The organism is Micromonospora sp. NBRC 107095, assembly GCF_030269705.1.
GTDB classification, from domain to species: Bacteria; Actinomycetota; Actinomycetes; order Mycobacteriales; family Micromonosporaceae; genus Micromonospora; species Micromonospora parva.
Window position 1 is genome coordinate 759720 of sequence record NZ_BSTU01000001.1, and the last position, 25659, is coordinate 785378.

At 70.5% G+C, this 25659-nt stretch carries 19 protein-coding genes; 15 read left to right on the plus strand and 4 right to left on the minus strand.

Annotated features, from left to right (window positions below; translation table 11 throughout):
* Positions 1–28 precede the first annotated feature (28 nt).
* The 6 genes from QSK15_RS03630 (at position 29) to QSK15_RS03655 (ending at position 10250) form a co-directional block, all read left to right on the plus strand.
* Positions 29–1198 carry an ATP-grasp domain-containing protein gene (locus QSK15_RS03630; RefSeq protein WP_352232172.1) on the plus strand — a complete coding sequence of 390 codons (1170 nt, stop codon included), beginning with the start codon at positions 29–31 and terminating at the stop codon, positions 1196–1198.
* The gene (locus QSK15_RS03635; RefSeq protein ID WP_285792882.1) at positions 1195–2823 is read left to right on the plus strand and encodes an IucA/IucC family protein; all 1629 of its coding nucleotides are present in this window, start codon (positions 1195–1197) and stop codon (positions 2821–2823) included. The genes QSK15_RS03630 and QSK15_RS03635 overlap by 4 nt, the downstream gene beginning before the upstream one ends.
* Positions 2820–4418, plus strand: coding sequence for an IucA/IucC family protein (locus tag QSK15_RS03640; RefSeq protein ID WP_285792883.1), 1599 nt, complete (start codon positions 2820–2822; stop codon positions 4416–4418). The genes QSK15_RS03635 and QSK15_RS03640 overlap by 4 nt, the downstream gene beginning before the upstream one ends.
* Positions 4415–5560 carry an alanine racemase gene (locus QSK15_RS03645; protein ID WP_285792884.1) on the plus strand — a complete coding sequence of 382 codons (1146 nt, stop codon included), beginning with the start codon at positions 4415–4417 and terminating at the stop codon, positions 5558–5560. Before QSK15_RS03640 ends, QSK15_RS03645 begins: the two co-directional genes overlap by 4 nt.
* A 156-nt stretch (positions 5561–5716) precedes the next feature.
* Positions 5717–8548, plus strand: a complete 2832-nt coding sequence (locus QSK15_RS03650; protein ID WP_285792885.1) for a hypothetical protein — start codon at positions 5717–5719, stop codon at positions 8546–8548.
* A gap of 418 nt (positions 8549–8966) precedes the next feature.
* Entirely contained in the window at positions 8967–10250 is a 1284-nt protein-coding gene (locus QSK15_RS03655) for a CE1 family esterase (protein ID WP_285792886.1), read from the plus strand.
* A gap of 69 nt (positions 10251–10319) precedes the next feature.
* On the opposite strand, the gene QSK15_RS03660 is transcribed toward QSK15_RS03655, so the two are convergent.
* A complete protein-coding gene (locus tag QSK15_RS03660) occupies positions 10320–10754 on the minus strand; it encodes an SRPBCC family protein (RefSeq protein ID WP_285792887.1) in 435 nt (144 codons plus the stop codon).
* An 18-nt stretch (positions 10755–10772) separates the two neighbouring features.
* Positions 10773–12236, minus strand: a complete 1464-nt coding sequence (locus QSK15_RS03665) for a multicopper oxidase family protein (RefSeq protein ID WP_285792888.1) — start codon at positions 12234–12236, stop codon at positions 10773–10775.
* 337 nt (positions 12237–12573) lie between these two features.
* Here QSK15_RS03665 and QSK15_RS03670 point away from each other — a divergent pair, with 337 nt between their 5' ends.
* From QSK15_RS03670 to QSK15_RS03680, 3 genes are all read left to right on the plus strand, one after another.
* Positions 12574–13650, plus strand: coding sequence for a sensor histidine kinase (locus tag QSK15_RS03670; protein WP_285792889.1), 1077 nt, complete (start codon positions 12574–12576; stop codon positions 13648–13650).
* The gene (locus QSK15_RS03675; protein WP_245233539.1) at positions 13647–14327 is read left to right on the plus strand and encodes a response regulator; all 681 of its coding nucleotides are present in this window, start codon (positions 13647–13649) and stop codon (positions 14325–14327) included. The genes QSK15_RS03670 and QSK15_RS03675 overlap by 4 nt, the downstream gene beginning before the upstream one ends.
* A 65-nt stretch (positions 14328–14392) precedes the next feature.
* Positions 14393–14959, plus strand: a complete 567-nt coding sequence (locus QSK15_RS03680; protein ID WP_279514962.1) for a PadR family transcriptional regulator — start codon at positions 14393–14395, stop codon at positions 14957–14959.
* Positions 14960–15011: 52 nt separating this feature from the next.
* On the opposite strand, the gene QSK15_RS03685 is transcribed toward QSK15_RS03680, so the two are convergent.
* Entirely contained in the window at positions 15012–16709 is a 1698-nt protein-coding gene (locus QSK15_RS03685; protein ID WP_285792890.1) for an MFS transporter, read from the minus strand.
* Between the two features lie 163 nt (positions 16710–16872).
* Positions 16873–18411, minus strand: coding sequence for an aminotransferase class III-fold pyridoxal phosphate-dependent enzyme (locus QSK15_RS03690; protein WP_279514964.1), 1539 nt, complete (start codon positions 18409–18411; stop codon positions 16873–16875).
* A 127-nt stretch (positions 18412–18538) separates the two neighbouring features.
* Between QSK15_RS03690 and QSK15_RS03695 the strand changes: the two genes are divergently transcribed.
* The 6 genes from QSK15_RS03695 (at position 18539) to QSK15_RS03720 (ending at position 25650) form a co-directional block, all read left to right on the plus strand.
* Positions 18539–19564 carry a methyltransferase gene (locus QSK15_RS03695; protein WP_285792891.1) on the plus strand — a complete coding sequence of 342 codons (1026 nt, stop codon included), beginning with the start codon at positions 18539–18541 and terminating at the stop codon, positions 19562–19564.
* Positions 19565–19648: 84 nt separating this feature from the next.
* Positions 19649–20767, plus strand: coding sequence for a sensor histidine kinase (locus QSK15_RS03700; protein WP_285792892.1), 1119 nt, complete (start codon positions 19649–19651; stop codon positions 20765–20767).
* Positions 20764–21423 carry a response regulator gene (locus QSK15_RS03705; RefSeq protein WP_030329380.1) on the plus strand — a complete coding sequence of 220 codons (660 nt, stop codon included), beginning with the start codon at positions 20764–20766 and terminating at the stop codon, positions 21421–21423. The genes QSK15_RS03700 and QSK15_RS03705 overlap by 4 nt, the downstream gene beginning before the upstream one ends.
* A 109-nt stretch (positions 21424–21532) precedes the next feature.
* On the plus strand, positions 21533–23608 hold the full coding sequence (locus QSK15_RS03710; RefSeq protein WP_285792893.1) for a multicopper oxidase family protein: 2076 nt from the start codon (positions 21533–21535) through the stop codon (positions 23606–23608).
* Between the two features lie 88 nt (positions 23609–23696).
* On the plus strand, positions 23697–24818 hold the full coding sequence (locus QSK15_RS03715) for a ScyD/ScyE family protein (RefSeq protein WP_285792894.1): 1122 nt from the start codon (positions 23697–23699) through the stop codon (positions 24816–24818).
* 130 nt (positions 24819–24948) lie between these two features.
* Positions 24949–25650, plus strand: coding sequence for a response regulator (locus QSK15_RS03720; protein WP_285792895.1), 702 nt, complete (start codon positions 24949–24951; stop codon positions 25648–25650).
* Positions 25651–25659: the final 9 nt, after the last annotated feature.

Here is a 25659-nt window from a genome sequence, read left to right on the forward strand (position 1 = left end):
TGACATCGTGGTAGTCGACGGAGGCGGTATGCGGCTCTACCTGACCGCGCTCAACCCCACCGACGCCGTCCTGCACGGGTTCCTTCCGGCGGCGGCGTCCCTCGGGCTGCCGGCCACCGTGCTGACCGACCGGCCCGCCGAATGGCCTGCGGACGTGCCGGTGACGCGGTGCGCGGTCCGCGACGCGGCCGCGGTGGTCGCGGCGACGGCAGCGACCCGACCGGTGGCGCTACTGTCCAACAGCGACCACCTCCAGGAGGTCACCGCGATCGCCGCCCGAAAGCTCGGCCTGCCCGGCAAGGACCCGGACGCCGCCCGTCTCTGCAAGGACAAGGCCGCCGCCCGCCGGGTGATCGCCGCCTCGGGCCTCGATCGGGTACGCGTCGTCACCGTCGACCCCGCAGCCCCGCCGAAGGTGCCGAACGGGATGTTCCCGGCGGTGGTCAAACCCCGCGAGGGGGTGGCCAGTGAGGACGCGTACCTGGTGGTCGACCACGCCGAGCTGGTCGCCCGGGTCGCCGAGATCCGCAACCGGCGGCCCGACGTGGCCCTGGTGGTCGAGGAGTACCTCGACGGTGAACTGCGGACCTTCGAGACCCTCGGCGACGGCACCGAGCTGGCCTCCCTCGGCGGGTGGCGCACCGCCCTCGGCCCGCCACCGACCTTCACCGAGGAGAGCCTCGCCTGGTCGCCCCCGGCGGAGCCGGTGCGCACCCAGCTACGGGCCCGACTCGACGCGCTCGGGGTCGGCTTCGGCGCCTGCCACACCGAGTACGTCATCTCCGCCGGCCGGGTCCGGCTCATCGAGGTGAACTACCGCCTCATCGGTGACCGGATGGACCTGATCCTCGCCGAACTGCTCGGTGTGCCGCTGTTCGAGTACGTCATCCGGCTGCACCTCGGCGAGCCGCTGGCCACCCTGCGCCTGCCCGACACCGTCGACCGCCACGCCCGGGTCGAGTACGTCTGTGCGGACCGGTCCGGCCGTCTGGTCGCCGCGCCGGGCCGGCTGGACACCGTCCACGGTGACGTCCGTCTGGGCTGCCACCCGCTGCGCGAGGTGGGCCGCACCGCCCCGCACACCGGCACCAACCGCGACTACCTTGCCGTGCTGCACGGCATCGGCCCCGACGAGAACTCCGTCCGGCAGTCACTGGCCGCCCTCCGCGGCGACCTGCAGTGGATCATCGTCGAGTGAGCGACGACTGCGAGCGCGAGGTCTTCACCCGGGTGCTCGACGCCCTGCTGCGCGAGGATCACCTCGGTCTGCTCACCGCCGGCCGCGCGGACGGACCCGACTGGTGGCAGGTGTCGCACCCCGCCGGCCGGCTGCGCATACCGGTCCGGGCGGACGGGTTCCAGCAGGCAGTGCGCAGCTCCGCGCCGACGGTGCTGCTGGTGGACGGCAACGGCGACGCGCGGCGTACGGAGACACTCGAAGGGTTGTTGACGCTGCTCGCCCCGCACGGCAACGCGGAGGCCGAGGCCGGCTGGCGGGACTTCGCCGTCGAGTGCCGCGCCGACCTGCGGGCCCGGCGGCTCGCCGCCCGGAACCGGCAGCGGGTGCTCACCGAGGTGGCCGCCGAACGGGCGGGCACCCCGAGCGGCCTGCCGGCGGCGCTCCTGGACGACGTGCTCGCCGCCCACCAGGGCCACCCCGTCTACCCCACCGACCGGTGCCGGCACGGTCTGCGCGACGACGAACTGCTCCGGTACGCCCCGGAGCACGCCCCACGCTTCGCGCTGCGCTGGTACGCCGCCCCCGCCGCGGACGTCCGGCTCACCGGCCAACTCCCGTCCTGGTGGCCGGCCGCGCCGCGACCGGACCATCTGCTGCTACCGGCGCATCCGCTCACCGTGGCGCGCGACGCGCTCCCGGTGGTCGACCTGCCGGTGACCCCGGTGCGACCCACTCTCTCCATGCGGACGGTGGCGCTCGACCACGACCCGTACCTGCATCTCAAACTGCCGCTGCCGACAGCGAGCCTCGGCGCGCGCAACCGACGCACCCTGCCACCGGGCTCGCTCGCCGACGGCGCGGCCGTCGCGGCACTTCTCGACCGGATCGCCACCACCGAATCCCGCTTCGTCGGCCGGATCCGGCACGCCGACGAGAGCACCTGGGCGCAGGTCGACGGCGACGAGCGACGCGGTTTCCTGCTCCGCCGGTTTCCGCGCGACCTGGCCGGCGTTCAGGTGGTGCCGGTCGCGGCCCTCGCCGCCGCCGACCCGGTGGCCGGCACGGTCCTCGCCCGGATCAGCCCGCAGCGGCCCGTCGCGCTGCTGGAGTCCTACCTGGACCTGCTGCTCGACTGGCACGTCTTCCTCTGGCTCCGGCACGGGATCGCGCTGGAGGCCCACCCGCAGAACATCCACCTGCTGGTGCACCCGGACGGCACCGTCGGCCTGCTCTACAAGGACAACGACGGCGCGCGGCTCGACGCGCGGCACGACGGCCCGACCGGGCTCGCCCTGCACGACGACCGGATGTGGGCGGGTGACCCGCAGGAGTTGGCCGACGTGTTCATCACCATCACAGTGCACCTGGCCGCCGCCGCACCACTGGTCGCGCTGGCCGCCCGCGGGCTGCCGGTGCCGACACCGGCCGAGGCGCTGGTGCCCCGGCTCGTCGCCGCCCGTGACCGGTGGGGCGACGGCCCGGCGGCGCGGACCTTCACCGAGCGGGTCCTGAACGCCACCCACCTGCCCGTCAAGGCGATGCTCACCGCCGGCACCCTGCTGCCCAAACAACGGCTCGGCTGCACCGACATCAACAAGTACTACCTGCGTACCGGCCCGAACTATCTGCGGGAGACACGATGACGAGCGCCCAGCTGCGCTCCCGGCCGGCCACCGACACCGGGCAGCTCGCCGACCTGGCCGCCGCGCACACCGTCTTCGGTTGTCTGTTGCGCGAGCTGGCTCCGCCGGACGGCATCCCGACAGTGGTCGACGGTGCCGTCCGGCTGCTGCTGCGGCACCTCGACGTCACAGTGCGCTGCGCGGTGGCCCGAGCCTCGGCGCTCGGAGCACACCGCTACACCGGCCCGGTGCAACGGGACATCGGCGGTGGACGGTGGGCGGACCTGGACGCGGACGGGCTGGCCGCCCTCGTCGCGGCGGAGCTGACCACCCGTACCGGGCTGCCGAATGACGAGTTCGTCGAACAGGTCCGGGCCAGCCGGGACACCGTGGCCCGACTGCTGGCCGACCGACCCGCCGCGGACCCCACCCCCACCGGTGAGCCCGCCATCGACGCGTACGTCGACTCCGAGCAGTCGCTGGTCCTCGGGCACCCGCACCACCCCACCCCGAAGTGGCGCAGCGGCGACCCGGACAGCTGGCGGGCGTACGCGCCGGAGCTGCGCACGGCGTTCCGGCTGCACTGGCTCGCCGTACCGGACGACCTGACCGCCGACGCCGGGCCGTTCGATGCGCTCGTGGCCGCGCTCGACCCGCCCCGGCCCCCGCGCGGGCACCGCGCCCTGCCGGTGCACCCCTGGCAGCTGTCGCTGGTCCCACCCACCCACCCACTGCTGCGCGACCTGGGGGCGGCCGGTGTGCCGGTCCGACCGACGGCGAGCGTCCGCACCCTCTACGCCCCCGGGGCCGACCTGTTCGTGAAGACCAGCCTGCACGTGCGGATCACCAACTGCCTGCGCAAGAACGCCCGCTACGAACTCACCGGGGCGGTGGCGCTGACCGACCTGCTGGCCCGGGTGCCGCTGCCGGACGGGGTGGGGTTGCTCGCGGAGCCCGCCTACCGAACTGTCGACGTCGCCGGCCCCGACGAGGCGTACGGAACGATCCTGCGCAGCGGTCTGCGCCCGCACCTGCGTCCCGGTGACACCCCGGTGCTGGCGGCGGCACTCGCCGCCGCGCCGCTGGTGACAGCGGATCCGGTCGCCTGGTGGCGGGCGTACGTCGACCTGCTGGTGCCGGCGGTGCTGCACAGCTGGCTCAGCCACGGAGTCGTGCACGAGGCGCACCTGCAGAACGTGGTCGTCGTGCTCGACCGGGACCGTCGCCCGGTACGCATGCTGCTGCGCGACCTGGAGGGGGTGAAACTGGATGCCGACCGGTGGGCCACCTGGCCGGACGGCGTCCCGGCGCAGGTCCGATACGGTCCCCGCGCCGCCCACCGCCGGATCGTCTACTGCCTGTTCGTCAACCATCTCGGTGGGATCAGCGGGGCTCTCGCCGACGCGCGGCCGGGAATCGAGCTGCGGCTGTGGCAGGAGCTGCGGACCGTCGTCGAGGCGGTCGCCGCCGACCTCGGTGATCCCGCCGAGCTGCGCGTGCTGCTCGACGGGGAGCCGCTGCCGGCCAAGGCGAACCTGCTGGTCCGCTGGCGGCGCGACGCCGACCGGGCCGCGCCGTTCGTGCCGGTGCCCAACCCGATGGGTGGGCCACGATGACCCGACCGGTCTACGTCCACGACCTCGATGCGCTGGCCGGGCAGGCCCGAGCCGTCCGGGCTGCGCTGCCCCCGCCGGTCGAGCTGCTCTACGCGGTCAAGGCCAACCCGGACCCCGGTGTGCTGCGGACCCTCGCCCCGATCGTCGACGGGTTCGAGGCCGCGAGCCGGGGCGAGCTACGCAGGCTGTCCGAGGTGCTGCCGGGACGGGCGCCGGCCGCGTACGCCGGGCCGGGCAAGACCGACGTGGACCTTGCCGCCGCGCTGGATGCCGGGGTGCACCGCATCCACGTCGAGTCACCCACCGAGCTGGCCCGGCTCGGCGCGCTCGCCACCGCCACGGGCCGGTCGGCTCAGGTGCTGCTGCGGGTGAACCTGCCGGTCGACGCGCCGGGCGCGAGCCTGGTCATGGGCGGTGGGCCCAGCCCGTTCGGCATGGACCCGGCCGACGCCGTCGGGTGTGTCCGCCGCCCGCCCGCCGGCATCGACGTCCGCGGAATCCACGCCCACCTGGCCAGCGGGTTGGACGCACCGCTCGCCGCGACGGTCGCCGCCGCGGTGGTCGACTGGGCGGTGGCCGAGGTCGACGCCGCCGAGGTCGACGTCGGCGGCGGCATGACAGTCGACTACACCGACCCCGAGGCGCGGTTCGACTGGGAGGGCTACGGCCGGGCCCTGGCGGACGTCCTGGACAGCTACCCGGGAGTGCGGTTGCGCATCGAGCCGGGCCGGTCGGTCACCGCCCACTGCGGGGCGTACCTGACCGAGGTCATCGACGTGAAGCGCTCCTACGGCGAGTGGTTCGTGGTGGTGGCCGGTGGGACGCACCACCTGCGGACACCGGCCGCGAAGGGGCACGCTCAGCCGTTCACCGTGCACCCGCGACGCGTTGCCGCCGGTCCCCGTACCGACGGCGGGCCGGTCACCGTGGTCGGGCAGCTCTGCACCCCGAAGGACGTGCTGTCCTTCTCCAGCACCGCCGGGCCGATCGGCGTGGGCGACGTGCTGGTCTTCGCCATGGCCGGCGCGTACGCCTGGAACATCAGCCACCGTGACTTCCTGCTGCACGAGCCCCCACTTTTTCGTATCGGCAATCCGAGCCGTATTGCTGCCGAGTGGGCGGAGTGGCAGCTGCGGGCCTGAATCGCGTGGCTAAGGCGCACGAATTGCCGATCGGCTCCACATAGGATCGCACGGCGAACAATCGATGTCGCCCGTCGCTACGATGACGCGAAACGGTGTCGATCAAGGTGCCGTCAAGTGGAGGTATCCGTCCAAATGAAGCGCATCGGATCAGCGATGCTGGCATCCGTGGTGGGTGTGGCTACCGTCGTTCTGGCCACCAGCCAGCCGGCCCTCGCCGCCACCTCGGTCAATCTGCCTCTGTCGAGCTGGGCCTACCTCGATTCGCAGAGTCCCAAGGCAAAGTTCGTGAACCCCGCGGTGGCGCCGCCCGTCGGCACCCTGCTCGACGACGCGAACAAGGCGCACACCTACCGCTCCTACTTCACCTATGACCTGACTCAGCTCAAGGGCACGGTCGTGCACAACTCGTACCTGTACACGTACGAGGACACCGTTACCGACTGCTCCACCGCCGCGACGATCGAGTTGTGGCGGACCGCCCCGGTCAAGACCGGCACGACCTGGAACAATCCGCCCGCCGAGCTCGACAAGCTGATCTCCGTCAACCGCGGCGAAGGTGCGTACTACTGCCCCGGCTACCTGGGCATCGACATGGTGTCGACGCTCAACGCCGCGCTCGCCCGGCACGAGAAGTCGATCACCATCGAATACCGGATCACGGCAGCCCAGGAGGCGGACCCGCGGGCCGGCCGAACCTTGCAGCAGCCGACGCTGAGCTCCACGTCCAACCACCCGCCAACGGTGACCGAACCGCGCCTCGAGAACCCGACCCGGCCGTGCGGCACTGTCGACAAGCCTTCGCCGGCGGCGGCCTCGACCCTGTTCAAGGCCACCGTGAACGACCCCGACGAGGGCGACTCACCGTCGATCCTCTACGCGATCTGGCCGGTCGACCACCCGGACCAGCGCCGCGAGTTCTCCAGCTACAACTACGGCACGGACCTCGGTCAGTACGCCGACGGCGAGCTTCTTGCCTGGCAGGCACAGGCCCGTGACTACTACGACGCCGGCCCGTGGAGCAAGGTCTGCTACCTCGTCATGGACAAGACGGCACCGGCGAACCCGCCGGCCGTGGCCTCGAAGCTCTACCCCGAGGGCACCACCGGCGGGGGCACCGGCCTCAAGGGAAAATTCCGCCTCGACGCGGGCGGCGACCTCGACGTGGTTGGCTTCGCGTGGCGTGATTCGAGCGGTTACTCCGGACAGGTCAAGGCGCGGCATCCGGGCGGCTCGGCGGTCCTCGAATACACCCCGAAGCGGAACTGGTTCGAGGAGTTGACCATCAGCTCGGTCGACGCGGTGGGTAACCAGGGGCCGGAGAGGCGTTACCGCTTCAACGTCGCCGAGACCGCGCCGAGCGTAGAGATCGAACTGGGTGGGGTCGGGCTTCCGAGCATGCTCGCCTTCACCGCGCGGAAGCCCGAGACGACCGCTTTCGGCTATCAGATCAAGGGTGGGCCGGAAACCCGGGTGCCGGCCGTCGACGGCAAGGCCACCGGTCAGCTGACGTTCACCGCGACCGGCGAGGTCGAGGTTGTCGTCAGTAGCTACATGAAGAACAAGCTCATCGGTCAGGACACCCTGCGGGTCTATGTCACCGACGCTCCCGGGGTGAAGTCGGCCGAGTTCAACCTCGACACCGACCAGATCGCCGGCAAGACCGGATCGTTCACGTTCACGGCACGCAGTAGTGACGTCGTCGCCTACGAGTACTTCCTGGACGACGTCGCGCAGACCGTCCAGGCGGCTGCGGATGGCACCGCGGTCGTGCCATGGACGGCGACCGCCGGCTGGCACGACATGGTCGTGCGCTCGGTTCGGGCGGACGGCGACAAGTCGGAGGCGACCTCTTACCAGTTCAACGTCATCGACGCGGTGCCGCACCTGTACTCGCAGACGCTTGAACATCTGAACCGGATCGACGGCGTCGGCCTGCCGGTGGAGTTCTATGTCAGCAGTCGGCTGCCGGACGTGACCGGGTTCGCCTATCGGTTCGACGGCGGCCCGGAGGTCGCGATCGACAGCGGCGGGGGTAGCACGGAGTTCACCGTGACGCCGACGCACATCGGTGACAACACGCTGATCGTCCAGGCTGTGCTGGCCGATGGCACCCGGTCGCTGGAGAAGATCTTCACCTGGCAACCGTTCGAGGCGCCGGTGGTCATCACCGACCCGGCGAACGGCGGTGCGGGCGGTCAGCCGATGACCCTGACGTTCCGCTCGGTGCTGCCGGACACCAAGGAGTTCCGCTACTCGTTGGACTTCAGCGAGTATGAGACCGTCGCGGCGCGGGCGGATGGCACGGCGACCGTCTCGTTCACACCGCAGTCCGGAGGCGGCTGGTTCTCGGCCCGGGTCACCGGTGTCGCTCAGGATGGAACGACGTCGCCGGAGCGCGACATGACGGTCCCGGTCCGCGACACGCGGGTCTCGGTGTGGAGCGAGTTCTCCGAGTGGAGCCCGAGGGGTGGCATCGGTGTGCCTGGCGACTTCAGCTTCAGCACCTCATGGACTCCTGAGGTGGTGGAGTACCGCTACCGGCTCAACGACGGCCCGGAGCTGACCGTTCCCATCGGGGACAGCTGGAACACCCTGGTCACGGTCGTGCCGGACCGGAACGGGCTCAACATGCTCACCGTGCAGGGCCGCACCGAGGATGGACGGCTCTCGCCGATCACCGAATACCCGTTCCAGGTCGGCACCGCCCCGTACGTCTTCTCCGAGGAGTATCCGCAGAGCATCCCCGGCGGCGGAGTGGGCGTCGAGGGCCGGTTCGAGTTCAGCGGCGGTACGACCGGAATCACGTCGTTCGAGTACACCATCGGCGGAGTCCCCGGGACGGTCGAGGCCAACGCCGAGGGCCGCGCGTCGATCACCTGGACGCCGACCGAGGCAACCGGCACCTACCTGGTCGTCAAGGGCCGCAAGGCCGATGGCAGCACCACCGATGAGGTCTGGTATTTCGTCGTGGTGAAGTCGGGCTGATCGGCCCAGGCATCTTCAGCAGCTGCCGAGTGACGCCCCGCAGGCCGATGAGCGCCTGCGGGGCGTCGCCGATTCGACGCACGATCGCCCCGCCGGACGGTCGATGCGGATCAGCATGTTATCGATAACATGCTATCTTTCAAACCGGGAGTGAAGGGCACGCTCCCGGTCACCTGAGCCAGCCGGCGAAGACGCGCCGAGGGGCCCGCCCCTTCCGCCGCCTTCCCGGTCGGTGACCAGTCCGGGCCCCCGTCGATGCCAGGCGACAGTGGTTGGTCGCCGGACGACAATGCTCCGGCCGCATGCCCAGCTCCGACGCCCCACCGCAGGCAGCCCGGCGCCGACGGGTGGCGGCAGCACGCCCTGTGCCGCTGCCCAGCCACGAGCACCAGACGCCAAACGGCAAGGAGCCCAAGTAATGCTGAGACGTAGGTTCTTCCTCCCATCCATCGCGGCCGCGGCGCTTCTCCTCGCGGCCACCACCGGCGGCGTGCTGAGCGGCGGCCTCGGTGCGACGGCGGCCGCCACCAACGGCACCCTCGCGGCGACCGCCGGCTGCGGCAAGGCCCCCACACTCGCCAGCGGGACCCGGACGATCCAGAGCAGCGGACAGAGCCGTACGTACAACCTGCGGATCCCGGACGGGTACGACCGGAACCGCCCGTACCGACTGATCTTCGGCTTTCACTGGTTGAACGGCTCGGCGAACAACGTCACCTCCGCCGGCTACTACGGCCTCCAGCCGCTGTCGAACAACAGCGCCATCTTCGTCGCCCCGCAGGGCATCAACGCCGGCTGGGCCAACACCAACGGTCGGGACCTGACCCTCTTCGACGACATCTCCCGGCAGATCGAGAACGACCTCTGTGTGGACACCACCCAGCGCTTCGCCCTGGGCTGGAGCTACGGCGGGGCGATGAGTTACGCGGTCGCCTGCGCCCGGCCCACAGTCATCCGCGCGGTCACCGTGATCTCCGGTGCCAACCTCAGCGGATGCAACGGCGGCACCCAGCCCGTCGCCTACTTCGGCATCCACGGCATCTACGACAGCGTGCTGAACATCTCGCAGGGGCGACAACTGCGCGACACGTTCGTCCGGAACAACGGGTGCACCGCGCAGAGTCCGCGCGAGCCGAGTCGGGGCAGCCTCACCCACATCACCACCGCCTACTCGGGTTGCCGGGCCGGCTACCCGGTGCAGTGGGCGGCCTTCGACGGGGACCACACGCCCAGCCCGGTCGACGGGTCGGGCAGCCCCAACGACTCACGGACCTGGACCTCGGGTGAGATCTGGAGGTTCTTCAGCCAGTTCGAGTCGACCACGCCGCCGACCACCACGCCGCCGACCACCCCGCCGCCCACCGACCCGCCGACGACTCCGCCGCCCACCGGCGAGCCGGGCACCTGCACTGCCACCTACCGGACGTTGAACACCTGGCCCGGCGGCTACCAGGCCGAGGTGACGGTGGCCAACAACTCCACGGCTGCCCTGACCGGCTGGACAGTGGGTCTGACCCTGGCCAGTGGTCAGGCCATCAGCAGCCTGTGGAGCGGCGTCAACACGGGCACCACCGGCAGTGTCACCGTCAGGAACGCCCCCTACAACGGCACTGTGGGCCCGAACGCCTCGACCAACTTCGGCTTCACCGCCACCGGCAACGGGGCCACCGCACCCAGCAGCGTCACCTGCACCAGTCCCTGATCCAAGGCAGGATGAGGGCCCGGAGCCAACCGGCTCCGGGCCCGACATCCGTTGGCGGCGGCTACCGGCTCATGCTTCGCTCTCGAGCAGGTCGCGCAGGGCGTCGAGGGCGGCGATCTCCTCCTCGAAGGTCTTGCCGACGACCGGCCCGAGGAAGCGGGACAGCCCGCTCGGTTGCCACGCCAACTTCAGCGTGAGGTTCGTCCCGCCGCCGTCGGTCGGCGTGAGCGTGTATTCGCCCTGGGTGCGTACCACGCTGCCGGTGGCCTGGAAGGCCAGTCGCCGTCCCGGCTCGAACCCGGTCACCTCGTAGTCGGCCGGGATGCGGCTCCCGCCGGGGCCCTTGAGCCCCTGTCGGTAGCGAGCGCCGACCCCTTCGCCCGCGACGCGGGCGACGTCGAGCACGTTGGGACGCCAGCGTGCGTCGTTCTCGCCCCGGGCGAGGAAGGCGAAGACGACCTCGGGAGTCCGTCCGATCTGCACAGTCTTCTCTGCAGAGGGCACAAGAAACCTTTCTCGGGGTCAGGGAACGATCTTCATCTGTGCCATCATCCCACTCGCGGAATGGTCGATCATGTGGCAATGGTAGACATACCGGCCAAGGTGCGGCCCGAATGTCGCCTGGAGCCGGACAGTCTCACCCGGCCCCACCGAGATGGTGTCCTTCAGCCCGGCCTCACCCGGAGCGGGCGGCTGGCCGTTGCGGCTGAGCACCCGGAACTGGACCAGGTGCGGGTGGAAGTTGTGGGGGATGCCGAAGAGCGTGTCCCCGTTGGTCACCGTCCACACCTCGGTGGTGTTCCGTTTGATCTCGGTGTCGACCCGGTCGGCGTCGAACTGCTGCCCGTTGATGAGGAACTGGCCGGTCGCCGGGTTGAGGTTGAGCGTGAACGCCCGTTCCTTCGTGGCCGCCGGCAGCGCTGGGATGGTGCTCAGCCGGTCGGGCACCCGGCTGGTGTCGGCGGCGGTCCGGTTGACGTCGAAGCGCAGCACCGGCCCGGCCACCGCGTCGTCGAGGAAGACCTGACTGCCGACCGGGAACGCGCCGAAGTCGACGACGATCTCGATCCGTTCGCCGGGCGTCAGGCTCCAGGAGCGGATCGGCGTCGGCCCGGCCAGCAGCCCGCCGTCGCTCGCGATCTGGGAGACCTCGGCGTCGTTGCCGAGCCGCAGGGTGAACGTGCGGAGGTTGGACGCGTTGACGAAGCGCAGCCGGTACTTGCGGGCGGCCACCTGGAAGTAGGGCTGCGGCTTGCCGTTGGCGAGGATCGTGTTGCGGAACTGAAAGTCGTCGTGCTCGAAGATCAGGCTCGCGTCGTCGGCGAACCGCGCGTCGCGCAACATGATCGGGACGTCGTAGTTGCCGGACGGCAGCCGGAGGTCGGCCTGGGCCGGGTCGTCGATCAGGAAGAAGCCGGCGAGCCCGCGGAACACGTGCTCCGCTTCCATGTGATGGGCATGGTCGTGGTACCAGAGCGTGGCCGCCCGTTGCTTGTTGGGATAGCTGTAGATCCGGCTCCTGCCCGGGTCGAGCACGTCGGTCGGGAACCCGTCGCTGCTCGACGGGGTCTGGCCTCCGTGCACGTGTACCGCGGTCGGCATGTCGAGGTGGTTGCTGTGGGCGATGACCGCGAGTCGGCCCGTCTTGACCCGGAACGTCGGGCCGGGAAACAGCCCGTCATAGGTCAACACCTCGGTACGCGTCCCGGGCAGGATCTCGGCCTGAGCCTTACGGGTGGAAACGACGTAGAAGTCGGTGTTGCCTACCGAGGCGATCGGCTGCTGCACGGGCGGTATCGGCATCCGGACAGTGAACGGGGCAGCGGCGGCCGCGACGTGCGCCGTCCCCCCATGGCCGGTGTGTGCGCCGTGGGCCGGCGTCGCGGACGAGGTGGAACCGCGCGCCGCTGCCGCCGCGGTGGTCGTGACCAGCGCGGCTGCGCCCGCGGTGGCGCCGGCCTTCATGACGTTGCGTCTGCTCACCATTGGTCGCTCCGCTTCTGATGGGTCGAGGTCTCGGGGGAACTGTCGCGGAGGACCCTCAACGCGGCGTCGAAAGCTGATAGCGGCGAAGCGTGGATTTCACCTTAAGTTTTGGTGTGACTACCAAAAGCTAAGCTTCGATGCTTCCAACGGTGAGCGGTGAGACCGTAGACTCGTGCGAGTAGTCGGCCGTGACAACTCGTAGAAGGCCGATCCGATCTGAGTGCTTTGTCGCCCGCGCATGGGGGGAGCCGGGCGACACGGCGGGCAGCCGGCGCTGGGGAGAGCCGTTAGTGCCCGCACCTGGGGAGCAACAAGGGCACACACCGGGGGATCCGCAATGGTGTATGGAAACGATGCGCTGCGGAGGACCGCTGCCGAGGTTCTCGAACGCAGGCGTCAACCGATTCTTGCCGCCTACCGTCAGCGTCTCGCCGCTTCGACTGACGACCTCGGCGGGGCCGCTGACCTGGTCGACAGTTACACGACGCAGGCCGACGTCCTGGTCCGGGAGGCGGTCGTCGAGATTGGTCGCGAGACGACCGACCCGCTGTCGGCGCCACCGCCGACGTCGCCCACCGAGGGCGTCGACCTTCACCCACGCGAGTGCTTCCGTGCTGTCGTCGCACTGGCCGACATCCTGCTGGCCGACGCGTCGGAGCAGTTGTGTGGTCGGCCCGACCAGGGCGTGATCCTGGCACTGGTCGCCGACGCGCTCACCCGCGCGACACTGACCCGGCTGCTCGACGCGAGTTCGCGCTACGCCGCCGGCCTGATGAACGAGGTCCACCAGGCGCAGATCGCGGAACGCTCGCTGATCGCGCGCGAGCTGCACGACCGACTGGGCCACAGCCTCAGCGCGGCGTACCGCAACCTGGAGGCGCACGAGCTCGCCCAGGAACGACGCGAGGGCGACGTCGACCGCCGGGTGGTCATCGCCCGGGAGTCGCTCCACGACGCGGTCGGTTACCTGCGGGTGCTCATCGCCGATCTTCGCCTCTCCCAGCCGCTCGGGTCACTCGACGAGGCGCTCGCCAACTTCCTGTCGACGGTCGAGACGGGCGAGACACGTCTGCACACCGAGATCAACGGCGACGAGTCGTGGGTGCCGCCCGAGGTGCTCGACGAGGTGTTCCTGGTCGTCCGCGAAGCGTTGCGCAACGCGGTCGCCCACGCCGGTGCCCGCGTGATCCATGCGGTCGTCGACATCACCCCGCACGAACTGCGGGCGACAGTCGTCGACGACGGGGTGGGTTTCGACCTGGCCGCGGCGCGCGACGGCTCCGGCCTGCGCGCGATGGCTGAGCGCGCGGCCGCCGTGGGCGGTCGCCTCGCGGTGCGAACGGCGGGCCGTCAGGGCGTGTCCGTCGAACTCGTCGTGCCGTTGCTCGCCGTCGGGGCGGGGGCCGGCCGGTGACCGCGACGATGGTCGAGCCGACCCGCATCGTGCTCGTCGACGACCACGTCGTGGTTCGCGACGGTCTCCGGGAGATCCTCGACGCCCAGCGTGACCTCGTTGTCGTCGGTGAGGCCGGCGACAGTTGTGCGGCGGTCAACGAGATCCGCGTCCGGCAGCCCGACATCGTGCTGCTCGACGTGCAGATCCCCGGCGACGGGGTGACCACGACGGTGCGCCGGATCCGTGATGTCGCGCCGGCGAGTCGGGTCATCATCCTCAGCATGTTCGACGGCCCGACGCTGCTGCGTGAGTTGTTGACCCTTGGCATCTGCGGCTATCTGCTGAAGAACTCGACCCGCCAGGAGTTGGTGGCGGCGATCCGCCGCGCCCGCGCCGATGACGCTCCGGTGATGCTGGCGGTGTCGCGCGAGAGCCTGACCCAGGTGCAGGGGCCGGTGCACAGCACACTGTCGGACCGTGAGCGCGAGGTGCTGCAGTTGGTCGGTCAGGCGATGAGCAACGCCCAGATCGCCGGGCGGCTCTGCCTGTCGGAGGCGACGGTCAAGCGCCACCTGCGCAACATCTTCGCCAAACTCGGTGCGGTGTCGCGCATCGACGCGGTCAACCGGGCCATCGCGGCTTCGCTGATCGTCCTGCCGAGGCTGTGCGTCGACCCGACGTTTCACGGCGGATAGCAGGTTACTCAAGGATTGCTCTGCGCAACTTGCCCGCAAACGGGCACTCGTGTTGGACTAATGCCGTGAATAGCACTCGCCTGTTCGTCCTCGGAGCGCTCGCGCGTGGCGGCCCCATGCATGGGCACCAGATCCGCCGGGCGGCCCAGGTCGACCGTACCGAGCTGTGGAGCGACGTCAAACCGGGCTCGCTCTACGGCGCGCTGCACCGGATGCAGGTCGAGGGCGTCATCGAGGCGGTCCGGACCGAGCAGGAGGGCAACCGGCCCGCCCGCACGATCTACGCGCTCACATCGGCCGGCGCGGCGGAGCTGATCGACCACCGCGACGAGGCGCTGCGTGACACCAAGCTCCGTCATGACCCGGTCGACCTGGCCCTGCAAAATGTGATCGACCTCGGCGAAGAAGCGCTCCGGGCCATCATCGTGGCGCGTCGGCAGGCCCTCGCCGCGCAGCTCGACTCGTGGCTGGCGCTCCGGGAGATCGCGGCGCCGCACATCCGTGGTCTGGAGTGGACGACCTTCCGTCATACCGAGCTCCGACTCCGTACCGAGCTCGCCTGGCACGACGAGCTGCTCGACCAACTGCCCGAGCTGATGGCCAACCAACCGACGTCGATGACCACCTCGTGACGGTGCCAGCCCCGGCCCCGGGGGCATCTGCGGGGCCGGGACTGGCGGCACGTCACCGAGCGGGCTGGCGGGTGGTGGTCACGTTCCAGTCGGGCTTGCTCGCCTCGGCCCAGGGCTCTTCGGGCCGGCGCGGCAGCAGGTAGACGAGAAGGAACGTGAGGATCACGCCGACCAGGACCGCGCCCACCGTCCACTGGACCGCCCGGTTGAAGTTGGTCTCCAGCGCCGATGAGGCCGCGCTGTCGAAGGCCGCGCCGACCGGACCCGGTGCCGAGTCCGCACAGCCGGGCGGTGTGGCCGTCGGATCCGACGCGCGGGACTGGCGGATGAAGCAGTCGGCGAAGGCGGTCGTCGCCGCGCTCGCCTCCGCCGGTGGCAGCCCCGCGGCGACAAGCGACGCCTGAAGCTCCGGGCTGGCCTTCTCCGCGGCCGTGGCCGAGTAGGAGCCGAGCGTTCCGAAGAGGACCACGCCCGCCACCGCGACGCCGACAGCCTGGCCGAGACGCTGGGCGGTGCCGAGCACGCCACTGGCCGCTCCCGCGTCCTGCCAGGGCACGCCGGCGAGCACGATCTCGACGCTCGGCGCGATCACCAGGCCCGAGCCGAAGCCGGCGAAGAGCAGGGCCGGCAGCAGCTCGAGGCCGGAGCCCCACCAGTGGATCGTGGCGATGATGCCCACCATGCCCACGATCACGATGCCCGCGCCGAGCATCAGGACGCCCCGGCCGAGGGCGCGGGCGACGTTGTCGGAGATGGCCGCGCCGACGAGTGTGCCGAACGAGAACGGCAGCAGGATCAGGCCGGTCGTCAGGGCGGACTTCTCCAGGCCGATTTGCAGGTGCAGCGAGAGTGCGAAGAGCAGGCCGATGAAGCCCGCGAAGTAGCAGAGGCTGATGCCGACGCCGGCGGAGAACGAGCGGTGGGCGAACAGGCGCATGCTCACCAGCGGAACCTGGGCGCGTCGGGCACGGCGCAACTCCCAGGCCGCGAAGGCGGCCAGCGCGGGCAGCGCTGCTGCCATCGAGACGAACGTCCAGGCCGGCCAACCCAGCCGCTGGCCCTCGACCAGCGGAACGGCCAGCAGCAGGACGGCGGCCGAGACGAGCAGCATGCCGATCACGTCGAGCCCGCCGCGACGGCCTCGCGACTCGGGCACCAGGATCAGCGCGGCGACGAACGTGGCCAGGCCGATCGGCACGTTGAGCAGGAACACCGGTCGCCAGTCCCAGCCGCCGAGGTCCCACGCGATCAGCAGGCCACCGAGGAGTGGGCCGCTGGCGGTCGCGATGCCGCCGATCGCGCCGTAGATCCCGTAGGCCTTACCCGTCTCCTTCGCCGGAAACGTGGTCTGGATCAGCGCCAGCACCGGCGGGTTGAGGATGCCGGCCATCATGCCCTGCACCACCTGGAAGGCGATCAGCTGGTTGGGTGTGGCCGCGAGTGCCGACGCCGCCGACGCGAGCGTGAACCCCGCGACGCCGATGAGGAACAGCTTGCGGTGGCCGAAACGGTCGCCGATCCGGCCGGCGGGGATGAGTAGCAGGCCGTACCCGAGTGCGTAGCCGGCGATGACCCACTCCATCGCCGTGTAGGTCGAGCGGAGGTCACGCTGGATCGGGGCGACCGCGACATTGACGATCGTCGTGGCCAGCAGGATCATGAACGCCCCGGCCAGAACGACGGCCAGGATCAGCCATCGGCGCGGATTGGGTGGCGTGGCGCTGTGCTCGTCGGTCCAGCTCTCCGTCATCGCGTTCCTCCTGAAGTCGGACGGGGGTCGACAGCGGACCCACCTTCCGACTACACGCCGTCGCGTACGATTAGTCAAGTACGGCTATTTGCGTATGACCTGTACGGCACATGAGGAGGGCCCGGGTCAGAAACTGACCCGGGCCCGGTGACGCAGGGTGTGGTTACGACCAGTCGGAGGAACCCGAGCCCCACTCGGCGGAACCCGAACCCCACTGGGACGTCGCCGGCCACGCCAGGTCGAAGGGGAAGTCGTTGGCGCGCAGCTCCAGCGTGCTCTCCAACACGGCGTCGGTCAGCCGGTCGACGTCCGCGTCGCTGTGCGCGCCGCCGGCGAAGAACATCGGCATGCCCAGCGTGTAGATGCCGCGCTTGCGCAACAGCAGCGTGAGGATGAACGTCGCGGGGTTGAGCGCCCGCGAGTAGACCCGGTAGTCGGTGTAGGAGTCCTCCGGGAGGAACTGGAAACACCCGATGTAGTCGCCGAACCCCACCATCCGCAGCGGAATCCCCTCGGCCGCCCGGAACGCGGCCAGCCGCGCCTGGACCCGGTCGATCCTGGCGCTGAGGTCGGTGTAGTAGGCGGGCCCCTTGTCCCGGAGCAACTGGAGCGTGGCCAGCGACGCCGCCACCGACAGGTAGTTGCCGGTGTGGCTGCCCTGCAGGCCGGTCTTCTGGCCGAAGTCGGTCCACGACTGCCCGCTGGTCTGCGAGATGTCGAGGATGTCGGCCCGACCGCCGATCGCCGACAACGGCAGTCCGAGCCCGCTGATCACCTTGCCGTAGGTGACGAGGTCGGTCGGGATGTCGAACTTCTGCGCGGCGCCGCCGAGGCCCGACCGGAAACCCGTCAGCACCTCGTCCAGGATGAACGGCACCCCGAGCCTCCGGGCGGCCACCGCCACCTCACGGATCATCGGGATCGTCGTCTCCTCGAACGGGAACGACGACGCGGCCGGCTCGGCGAGGATGCAGGCCAACTCGCCCGCGTGGCGCTCGATCAACTCGACGGCGAGCGCGGTGTCGTTGGGCAGGATCAGCAGGTCGCGCGGCTCGGCCGGGGTGACACCGGCGAACGCCGAGACCAGCGGGATGCCGTCCTTGCCGATCTCCGGGAACGGCACCGCCGGATGCCCGTGATACCACGGTGCGGTGTTGTGGACGGCCAGGTCGTGTGACCCGTGCAGGGTGCCCTCGAACTTGGCGACCATCCGCCGCCCGGTGAACGCACGGCAGAGCCGGATCGCCGACTGGGTGGCCCCCGTACCCGAGTGTTGGAAGGCGAACTTCTCGTTGTGCGGGAGGATCTCCCGCAGCAGCGTCGCCAGCTCCAGCTCCAGCGCGTTGGTGTAGCCGTTGCCGGTGCCCTTGCCGAGGCGCTCGCGGACGAAGTCGACGACCGGGGCCGGGTTGTGACCGTGCAGCGCCTGAGCCCCGTACCCCATGTGGCAGTCGAGGTAGTCGTTGCCGTCGATGTCGGTCAACGTCGACCCGCTCGCGGTGGCCGCGATGATCGGAAACGGCGGCGCCTGGAACGGCCAGAACACGTGCGCGGCGGCGTCGACCGCCCGCAGTTGCTCGACGTGCGCGGCCGAGGCACCCTGGCGCGCGCCGATCTCGCCGAACAGCTCGTAGACCCACTTCTGCTGCATGAGGTCCTGAATGACCTCGATCGCTCCGCGCTCCTGGTGGCTGGCGCCCATCGTGTCCCCTTCGCATGGCGGCCGTGACAGGCGCAGCCTGCGCCCGCCCACTCGAACCTGACTGGAGAACGGGTCGATCGACGCGGCTTCGAGCCGGTCTCGAGCGCCGTCGTCGAAGCTCGCCGCCATGACGGAAAATCGGGTCAATCTCTACTCGCTGACCGACACGATCACGCCGTGGGCAGTGCGGGCCGCGGCGACGCTCGGCCTCGCCGACCTGATCGCCGCGGGCACCACCACGCTCGACGAGCTCGCCGCGGCGACGAAGGCCAACCCCGACGCGCTGCACCGGCTGCTGCGCTACCTCTCGGTGCGCGGCGTCTTCACGGAGACCGAACCCCGGGTGTACGCCCTGACGGAAGCGGCCGAGTTCCTCAAGACCGACCACCCCGCCGCCCAGCGCCCCTGGCTCGACGTCGACTCGATGGCCGGCCGGATCGAGGGCACGTTCAGCTCGCTGACCCACTCGATCCGCACCGGCGATGCGGCGTACCCGGTGCGTTACGGCATCGAGTTCTGGGACGACCTGGCCACCAACCCCGACCGGGCCACGTCGTTCGGCGCGCTGATGGCCACCCACGCGAGCTACTTCGACCAGGTCGTCCAGGGCTACGACTGGAGCACCGTCAACCACGTCGTCGACGTCGGCGGCGGCACCGGCGCCCTGCTCACCGAGATCCTCAAGGCCCAGCCGCACCTGCGCGGCACCGTGGTCGACCTGCCGGGCGTCGTCGAGCAGGGCCGGGCCCGGTTCGAGGCGGCGGGCATCGCCGACCGCGCCGAGGTGGTCAGCGGGAGCATCTTCGACCCGCTCCCGGCCGGCGCCGACATCTACATCCTGTCGAACGTGCTGCACGACTGGAACGACAGCGCCGCCGAGAAGATCCTCCAGCGGGCGGCGGACGCGATCGGCACGACCGGGAAGGTGCTGATCGTGCAGATCCTGGTGAAGGACGAGAACGACAACTTCCCCGAGGACCCGGCCCGGCTGATGTTCATCACCCAGATGGACCTGCGCCTGCTCTCGCTGATGGCCGGCAAGGCGAGGACCTGGCGCGAGTACGCCGAACTGGGCGAGAAGGCCGGGCTCCGGGTGGACGGCAGCACGGTGATCCCCACCGGGCAGACCCTGTTGACCCTCCGTCACGGCTGAAGGGGCACGGGCCCCTTGCTGACGGATTCCGGTTAGGAAGGGGCCCGCGTTAACGGACCGTGCGTGCGTCGTACCGTTGCGGACATGACCCCGGCCATCCGACGGATCGCGATCGATGCCCTCATCGCGGTCGTCGTCGCGGCCGTTGTGGCGGTGGCGATCCGGGTCGCCGACGAGCCCGGCGCCCGGCCGCCGGACGCCCGCGCCTACGCGATCGGCGCGGTGATCGGGCTGCTGCTGGTCTTCCGGCGCCGCTGGCCGCTGCTGGTGCTCGTCGGCTCGGTCACCGCACTGATGATCTATTACGCGCTCGAGTACCCGGGCATCCCGCCCGCCCTCCCGCTGGCCGCCGCCCTCTTCTCCGTCGCGGCCGCCGGCCGGTTCACCTGGGCGCTCGTCGTCGCCGGGTTCTTCGTCGTCCTTGAGCTGATCATGCGTTACACGCTGCTCGGCGAGGGCTTCTTCCCCGCCCTGTCGGCGACCCTGGAAGAGGGCTCGCTGCTCGCGGCCGTGGTGCTGCTCGCCGAGACGATCCGCACCCGCCGGATCCGGCTGGCCGAGGCACAGCAGCGCCTCGCCGTGATGCGCCAGGAGCGTCAGCACGAGGTGGCCCAGGAGCGGCTCCGCATCGCCCGCGAGGTCCACGACGTGCTCGGCCACACGATCGCCGCGATCAGCGTCCAGGCGAGCCTCGCCGACGACATCTTCGACAGCAAGCCGGCCGAGGCGCGGGCCGCGCTGCGCAGCATCCGGGGCGCGGCGCGCGACGCGATGCACGAGGTCCGCGCGGCGATCGGCATGCTCCGCGACGCCGGGGAGGTGCCCGATCTGGCCCGCGTCTTCGCGGTCGCCGAGCAGGCCGGCGTGAAGGTGCGCTCGGGGGTCGCCGGCATCCCGCGCCCCATCCCGCCGGAGGTGGCGCTCTCGGTCTACCGGATCGTGCAGGAGTCGATCACCAACACGGTCAAGCACGCCGAGGCGACGACCGTCGACGTCACCATCACCTACGCCGGTGACGCCGTCACGGTCGAGGTCGTCGACGACGGGGTCGGGGCCGCGGCGAGCCGGCGGGGGCACGGGGTGGCCGGCATGCGGGAACGGGCCACGGCCGCGGGGGGATCGCTCGATGCCGGCCCCCGGCCGGAGGGTGGGGGGTTCCGAGTGGCAGCGCGGCTGCCGGCCGAGGTGGAGGAGACAGCATGACGATCCGGATGGTGCTGGCGGACGACCAGACGCTCGTGCGGGCCGGCTTCCGGGGTCTGCTCGACCACAGCGACGACCTGGAGGTGGTCGGTGAGGCGTCCAACGGCGCCCAGGCCGTCGAGATGGTCGCTGCGACCCGGCCCGACATCGTGCTGATGGACGTGCGGATGCCCGTGCTCGACGGGGTGAAGGCCACGGCGGCGATCGTCGAGCGGTTTCCGGCCGTGCGGGTCATCGTCCTGACCACCTTCGAGCTCGACGAGTACGTCTTCGAGGCGCTGCGTGCCGGCGCGAGCGGGTTCCTGCTCAAGGACATCGAGCCCGACGAGCTGCGCCAGGCGGTCCGGGTGGTGGCCGGCGGCGACATGCTGATCTCGCCGCGGGTGACGAGCCGGCTGGTGAGCGCGTTCGTCAGCAAGGTCGCCCCGGCGCCGGTCGACGGTGGCCGGCTGGCGGTGTTGACCGACCGTGAGCGCGAGGTGATGAGCCTGGTGGCCAGCGGGCTGACGAACGAGGAGATCGGGCGCCGGCTGTCGATGAGCCCCGCCACCGCCCGTACCCATGTGCACCGGGCCATGGTGAAGCTCCGCGTCCGCGACCGGGCGCAACTCGTCGTGCTCGCCTACCAGACCGGGCTCGTCGCGCCCGGCAGCTAGCTGACTACGGCAGCTGTTTCGCAGCGGTACCCGGCTACGGTGATCGCCGTACACCCCGGCCGTTCGTCAACGGATGTCGGGTGGTGCTCCCGCTCCGTATGTTGGCGTCATGTTTGAGGTCGGAGAGAACGCCGACGGGATCCTGGCCGGGGTCCTGTTCCTGATCTGGCTGCCCGCGGCGATCCTCGCCACGCGGTTGGCCTGGCGGCCGACGCCTGTGGCGCTGCGGACCAGCGCCCGTCGGCTGCTGCGCCTACTCGTCGCCGCGCTGGTGGTGCTGATCCTCAAGTGCGTCGCGATCGGGCTGATGCTCGCCGTCGACTGGATCTTCGCGGACAACCGCGTGATCGTGCAGATGCCGCTCCTGCTGCTGCCGATGCTCGCCGTCGCCGTGTGGACCGTGCCGGGCCTGCGCGCCCTGTCCAACCGCGACGACGCACCGATCGACGTCGAGACGCGCGCCGCCGTCGCCAACCCCGGATTCGTGGTGCCGGTCCAGGTAACGGCTGTGGCGACGGTCGTTGGGGTCTACTTCGCGTACGTGTCCCGTCCGGTCCCCTCCTACCTCGACGACATCGCGACCCACGCGGCGCCGATCCTGTTGTCGGTGGTGGTGCTGTGGCTCTGGCAGGGGCACCGTCTGCGGGTCGTCACGGCTACCGACTTCGCACGCCGTGGCCGGCGGGCCGGCGCCCTGCGTGCCATCGCGCAGGCCGCCGTCGTGGTGCTCGTCGTGGCCGCCGGCATCACCTACGTGGCGCAGAGCAGCAGGCTGCCCGACCGGATGAGCATGATGTCCCACGACAACGTCGACTACGGCGGTGGCCCGTCGTTCGGTCACGGCGGGCACGGCGGGGTCTCCGTCGACGAGTTGCGTGGGCCGCGGACCGGCAAGCCCAACAAGGCCTTCACCCTGACCGCGAAGAACGCCACGGTACGGCTGTCGTCGGGCACCGAGATCAACGCCCTGACGTACAACGGGCAGTCGCCCGGGCCGGAGCTGCGGGTCCGTGAGGGCGACCTGGTCGAGGTGACGCTGCACAACGAGATTCCCGACGAGAACGTGACCATCCACTGGCACGGTCTCGACGTGCCCAACGGTGAGGACGGCGTCGCCGGCGCGACGCAGGACGCGGTGGAGCCGGGCGGCACCTTCACCTACCGGTTCCTCGCCGAGCAGGTCGGCACGTTCTGGTACCACACCCACCAGAACCCGCTCGAGGCGATCCGGAGGGGACTGTTCGGCGCGCTGATCGTCGAGCCGCGCGACGGTCCACCGCCGGGCGAGCGGGACGTCGTGGTGATGGCGCACGAGTGGCGTACGCCGGACGACAACATCGTCTCGTTCGGCACCAGCGACACCCTGCAACGGCAGGAGATCGCGCCGGGCACGCCGGTGCGACTACGCCTGATCAACACCGACAACAACCCGTCGACCGACAGTCGCCCGCGGTCGTTGACGGTCAACGGCACGCCGGTGCGGGTCGCCGCGATCGACGGTGTCGACGTCAACGGTCCGACCCCGCTGACCAACCCGAGATTCGGGTTGGCGACCGGTGGACGCTACGACGTGACCTTCACGATGCCGGCGGGTGCGGTGCGGCTGACCGACCTCGCCAACCGCGACGCCGGGCTGGTCCTGGCGCCACCCGGTGACACCTCGACGCCGAAGATCGTCGACGACGGCGACCCGTTCGACCCGCTCTCGTACGGCTCCGGCGGCTCGCGGCCCTTCGACACGGGCTCGTCGTACGACCGCTCGTTCACCCAGCTCCTCGACGACCGGTTGTCCTTCTACAACGGCGGCCTCCACCTGGTGCCGATCATCAACGGGCACAGCTTCCCGCACACGCCGACGCTGATGGTCCGGATGGGCGACGTGGTCAAGGTGCGGATCGTCAACCGCAGCCACCAGAACCATCCGATGCACCTGCACGGCCATCACGCGTTGGTGTTGTCCCGCAACGGGGTCGCCGCGACCGGGTCGCCGTGGTGGATCGACAGTCTCGACATCATCCCCGGTGAGATCTACGAGATCGGCTTCAAGGCGGACAATCCGGGGCTCTGGATGGACCACTGCCACAACCTCGACCACGCCGCCAACGGCATGGTGATGCACCTCGCCTATGAGGGCGTGAACTCCCCCTACGAGCTGGGGCGCGGCACCCCGAATCAGCCGGAGTAGGCGGGCCTGTCGAGCCTCCCTCCACCGGGCCTCGAGGCAACGCCGGCAGCGTCGAACGCATCCGAAACCCTCTTGCTGAGGAGAACCCATGCTCGACGCGATGCGACGAACGCTGTCGCTGGCCGTGCCGCTGGTACTGGTGGCCGGCATTGCCGCGCCCGCCACCGCGGCCACCTCGACCACCGGGCGACTGACAGTTGTCGCCCGCAACCTCGACAACCCCCGCGGTGTCGCCATCGACCGCGCCGGCACCGTCCTCGTCGCCGAGGCCGGGATCGGCGGCGACGACGTCTGCATCCCCGGCACGTTCGGCACCAACCTCTGCTACGGCTCGACCGGTGCGATCACGGCGGTCCGTCACGGCTGGCAGAAGCGGGTCGTGACGGGCCTGCCGTCGCTGCGCAGCACCGGCGCCGGCTTCTCCGTCTACGGGGCGCACGACCTGGCCTTCGATCGGCAGGGCAAGCTGCTGGTGGCGATGGGCTACAGCACCGACCCGGTCTCGCGCGACCTGCTCGGTGCGGCCGGAGCCGCGATGGGAACGATCCTGCGGGTGGAGGGGAAGCACCGCTGGTCCGTCCTCGGCGACCTTTCCGCCTACGAGGGGCAGCACAATCCCGATGGCGTCATCCCGGAGAGCCAGCCCTACGCAGTCGTCGCCGACGGGCGTGACATCTACGCGCTCGACGCCGCCGCCAACGACGTGCTCCGGATCGACCGGCGCGGCGTGGTCACCACCGAACACGTCTGGCCGCAGGAACAGGTTCCGGCACCGCCGGAGTGGGGCCTGCCTCCCGGCTCGACGACGCCGATCCAGTTCGTGCCGGTCACCATCGCCAAGGGGCCCGACGGCGCGCTCTACATCGGACAGCTGACCGGGCACCCGTTCCCGAACGGCGGCGCGCGGGTGTGGCGGCTGGTGCCGGGGCAGGAGCCGACGATCTACGCCACCGGCTTCACCAACATCATCGACCTCGCGTTCGACAAGCGGGGCCGGCTGGTCGTGCTGGAGATCGCGAAGAACGGGCTCAGCTCGGGAGACTCCACCGGCGCGCTGATCCGGGTGGAACGCGACGGTAGCCACCGGGAGTTGGCGAGCACCGGTCTCGACTCCCCGATGTCGTTCGCCATCGCCCGCGACGGCAGCTTCTACATCGCCAACAAGGGGCTTGGCATCGGTGAGTTGGTCCGTCTGTCCATCCGAGACTGACAGAGTCGCGCGGCGATCGTGGCGTTCTTCGTGTCGGGAGGACGCCACGATAGCTGCGGCGTCACACGCCCGCGATACGGTGCGACATCATGTGCACGTTGGCGGCGGGGGACGGGGTCTGGGGGTTAGGTTGACGCGGTCCGACGACGGGTCTCCCGCCGGCGCCACCACCATCCTCATAGTCGACGACCATGCTCTCGTCCGCGAGGGGTTGCGCTGGGTGCTCGAGGTCCACGCCGACCTCGACGTGGTCGACGAGGCCGGCGACTCCGCCACCGCGGTCGCCAAGGCGGCGTCGGAGCGCCCCGACGTGGTGTTGCTCGACGTGGAGATCCCCGGTGACGACCCGGTGGTCACGGTGCGCCGCATCCGGGAGGTGTCGCCGGACAGCGCGGTCGTCATCCTCAGCATGTACGACAGCCCTGACCTGCTGCGCCGTCTGATCGCCGCCGGGGTGCGCGCCTACCTGCTCAAGAGCGTGGGTCGTGAGGAACTGGTGGCCGCGATCCACAAGGCGCGGGACGGCAGCGGCTCGGTCCTGCTCTCCGTCTCCGGCCAGAGCCTGGTGCAGGTGCAGAGCGCGGAGTCCGCCATGCTGTCCGCCGTCGAGCTGGAGATCCTCCAACTCGCGGCCGAGGCGATGACCAACGCCCAGATCGCGCGCCGGCTCGACCTGACCGAGGCCACTGTGAAGAGCCACCTGCGTCGCATCTTCGCCAAGTTGGGCGCGGTCTCCCGCATCGACGCGGTCAACAAGGCGGTGGCAGCGTCACTGGTGACGCTGCCACACGACCGGTTGGTGCCACGCCCTCGTCGGCCGCCGCGTCAGTGACCGGGTAAG

Excerpts from the sequence above, each read along its gene's own strand:
- QSK15_RS03630 (WP_352232172.1), top strand. The coding sequence starts at position 29 with ATGCGGCTCTACCTGACCGCGCTCAACCCCACCGACGCCGTCCTGCAC.
- QSK15_RS03640 (WP_285792883.1), top strand. The coding sequence starts at position 2,820 with ATGACGAGCGCCCAGCTGCGCTCCCGGCCGGCCACCGACACCGGGCAG.
- QSK15_RS03645 (WP_285792884.1), top strand. The coding sequence starts at position 4,415 with ATGACCCGACCGGTCTACGTCCACGACCTCGATGCGCTGGCCGGGCAG.
- QSK15_RS03650 (WP_285792885.1), top strand. The coding sequence starts at position 5,717 with ATGCTGGCATCCGTGGTGGGTGTGGCTACCGTCGTTCTGGCCACCAGC.
- QSK15_RS03655 (WP_285792886.1), top strand. The coding sequence starts at position 8,967 with ATGCTGAGACGTAGGTTCTTCCTCCCATCCATCGCGGCCGCGGCGCTT.
- QSK15_RS03665 (WP_285792888.1), bottom strand. The coding sequence starts at position 12,236 with ATGGTGAGCAGACGCAACGTCATGAAGGCCGGCGCCACCGCGGGCGCA.
- QSK15_RS03670 (WP_285792889.1), top strand. The coding sequence starts at position 12,574 with ATGGTGTATGGAAACGATGCGCTGCGGAGGACCGCTGCCGAGGTTCTC.
- QSK15_RS03685 (WP_285792890.1), bottom strand. The coding sequence starts at position 16,709 with ATGACGGAGAGCTGGACCGACGAGCACAGCGCCACGCCACCCAATCCG.
- QSK15_RS03690 (WP_279514964.1), bottom strand. The coding sequence starts at position 18,411 with ATGGGCGCCAGCCACCAGGAGCGCGGAGCGATCGAGGTCATTCAGGAC.
- QSK15_RS03695 (WP_285792891.1), top strand. The coding sequence starts at position 18,539 with ATGACGGAAAATCGGGTCAATCTCTACTCGCTGACCGACACGATCACG.
- QSK15_RS03700 (WP_285792892.1), top strand. The coding sequence starts at position 19,649 with ATGACCCCGGCCATCCGACGGATCGCGATCGATGCCCTCATCGCGGTC.
- QSK15_RS03705 (WP_030329380.1), top strand. The coding sequence starts at position 20,764 with ATGACGATCCGGATGGTGCTGGCGGACGACCAGACGCTCGTGCGGGCC.
- QSK15_RS03710 (WP_285792893.1), top strand. The coding sequence starts at position 21,533 with ATGTTTGAGGTCGGAGAGAACGCCGACGGGATCCTGGCCGGGGTCCTG.
- QSK15_RS03715 (WP_285792894.1), top strand. The coding sequence starts at position 23,697 with ATGCTCGACGCGATGCGACGAACGCTGTCGCTGGCCGTGCCGCTGGTA.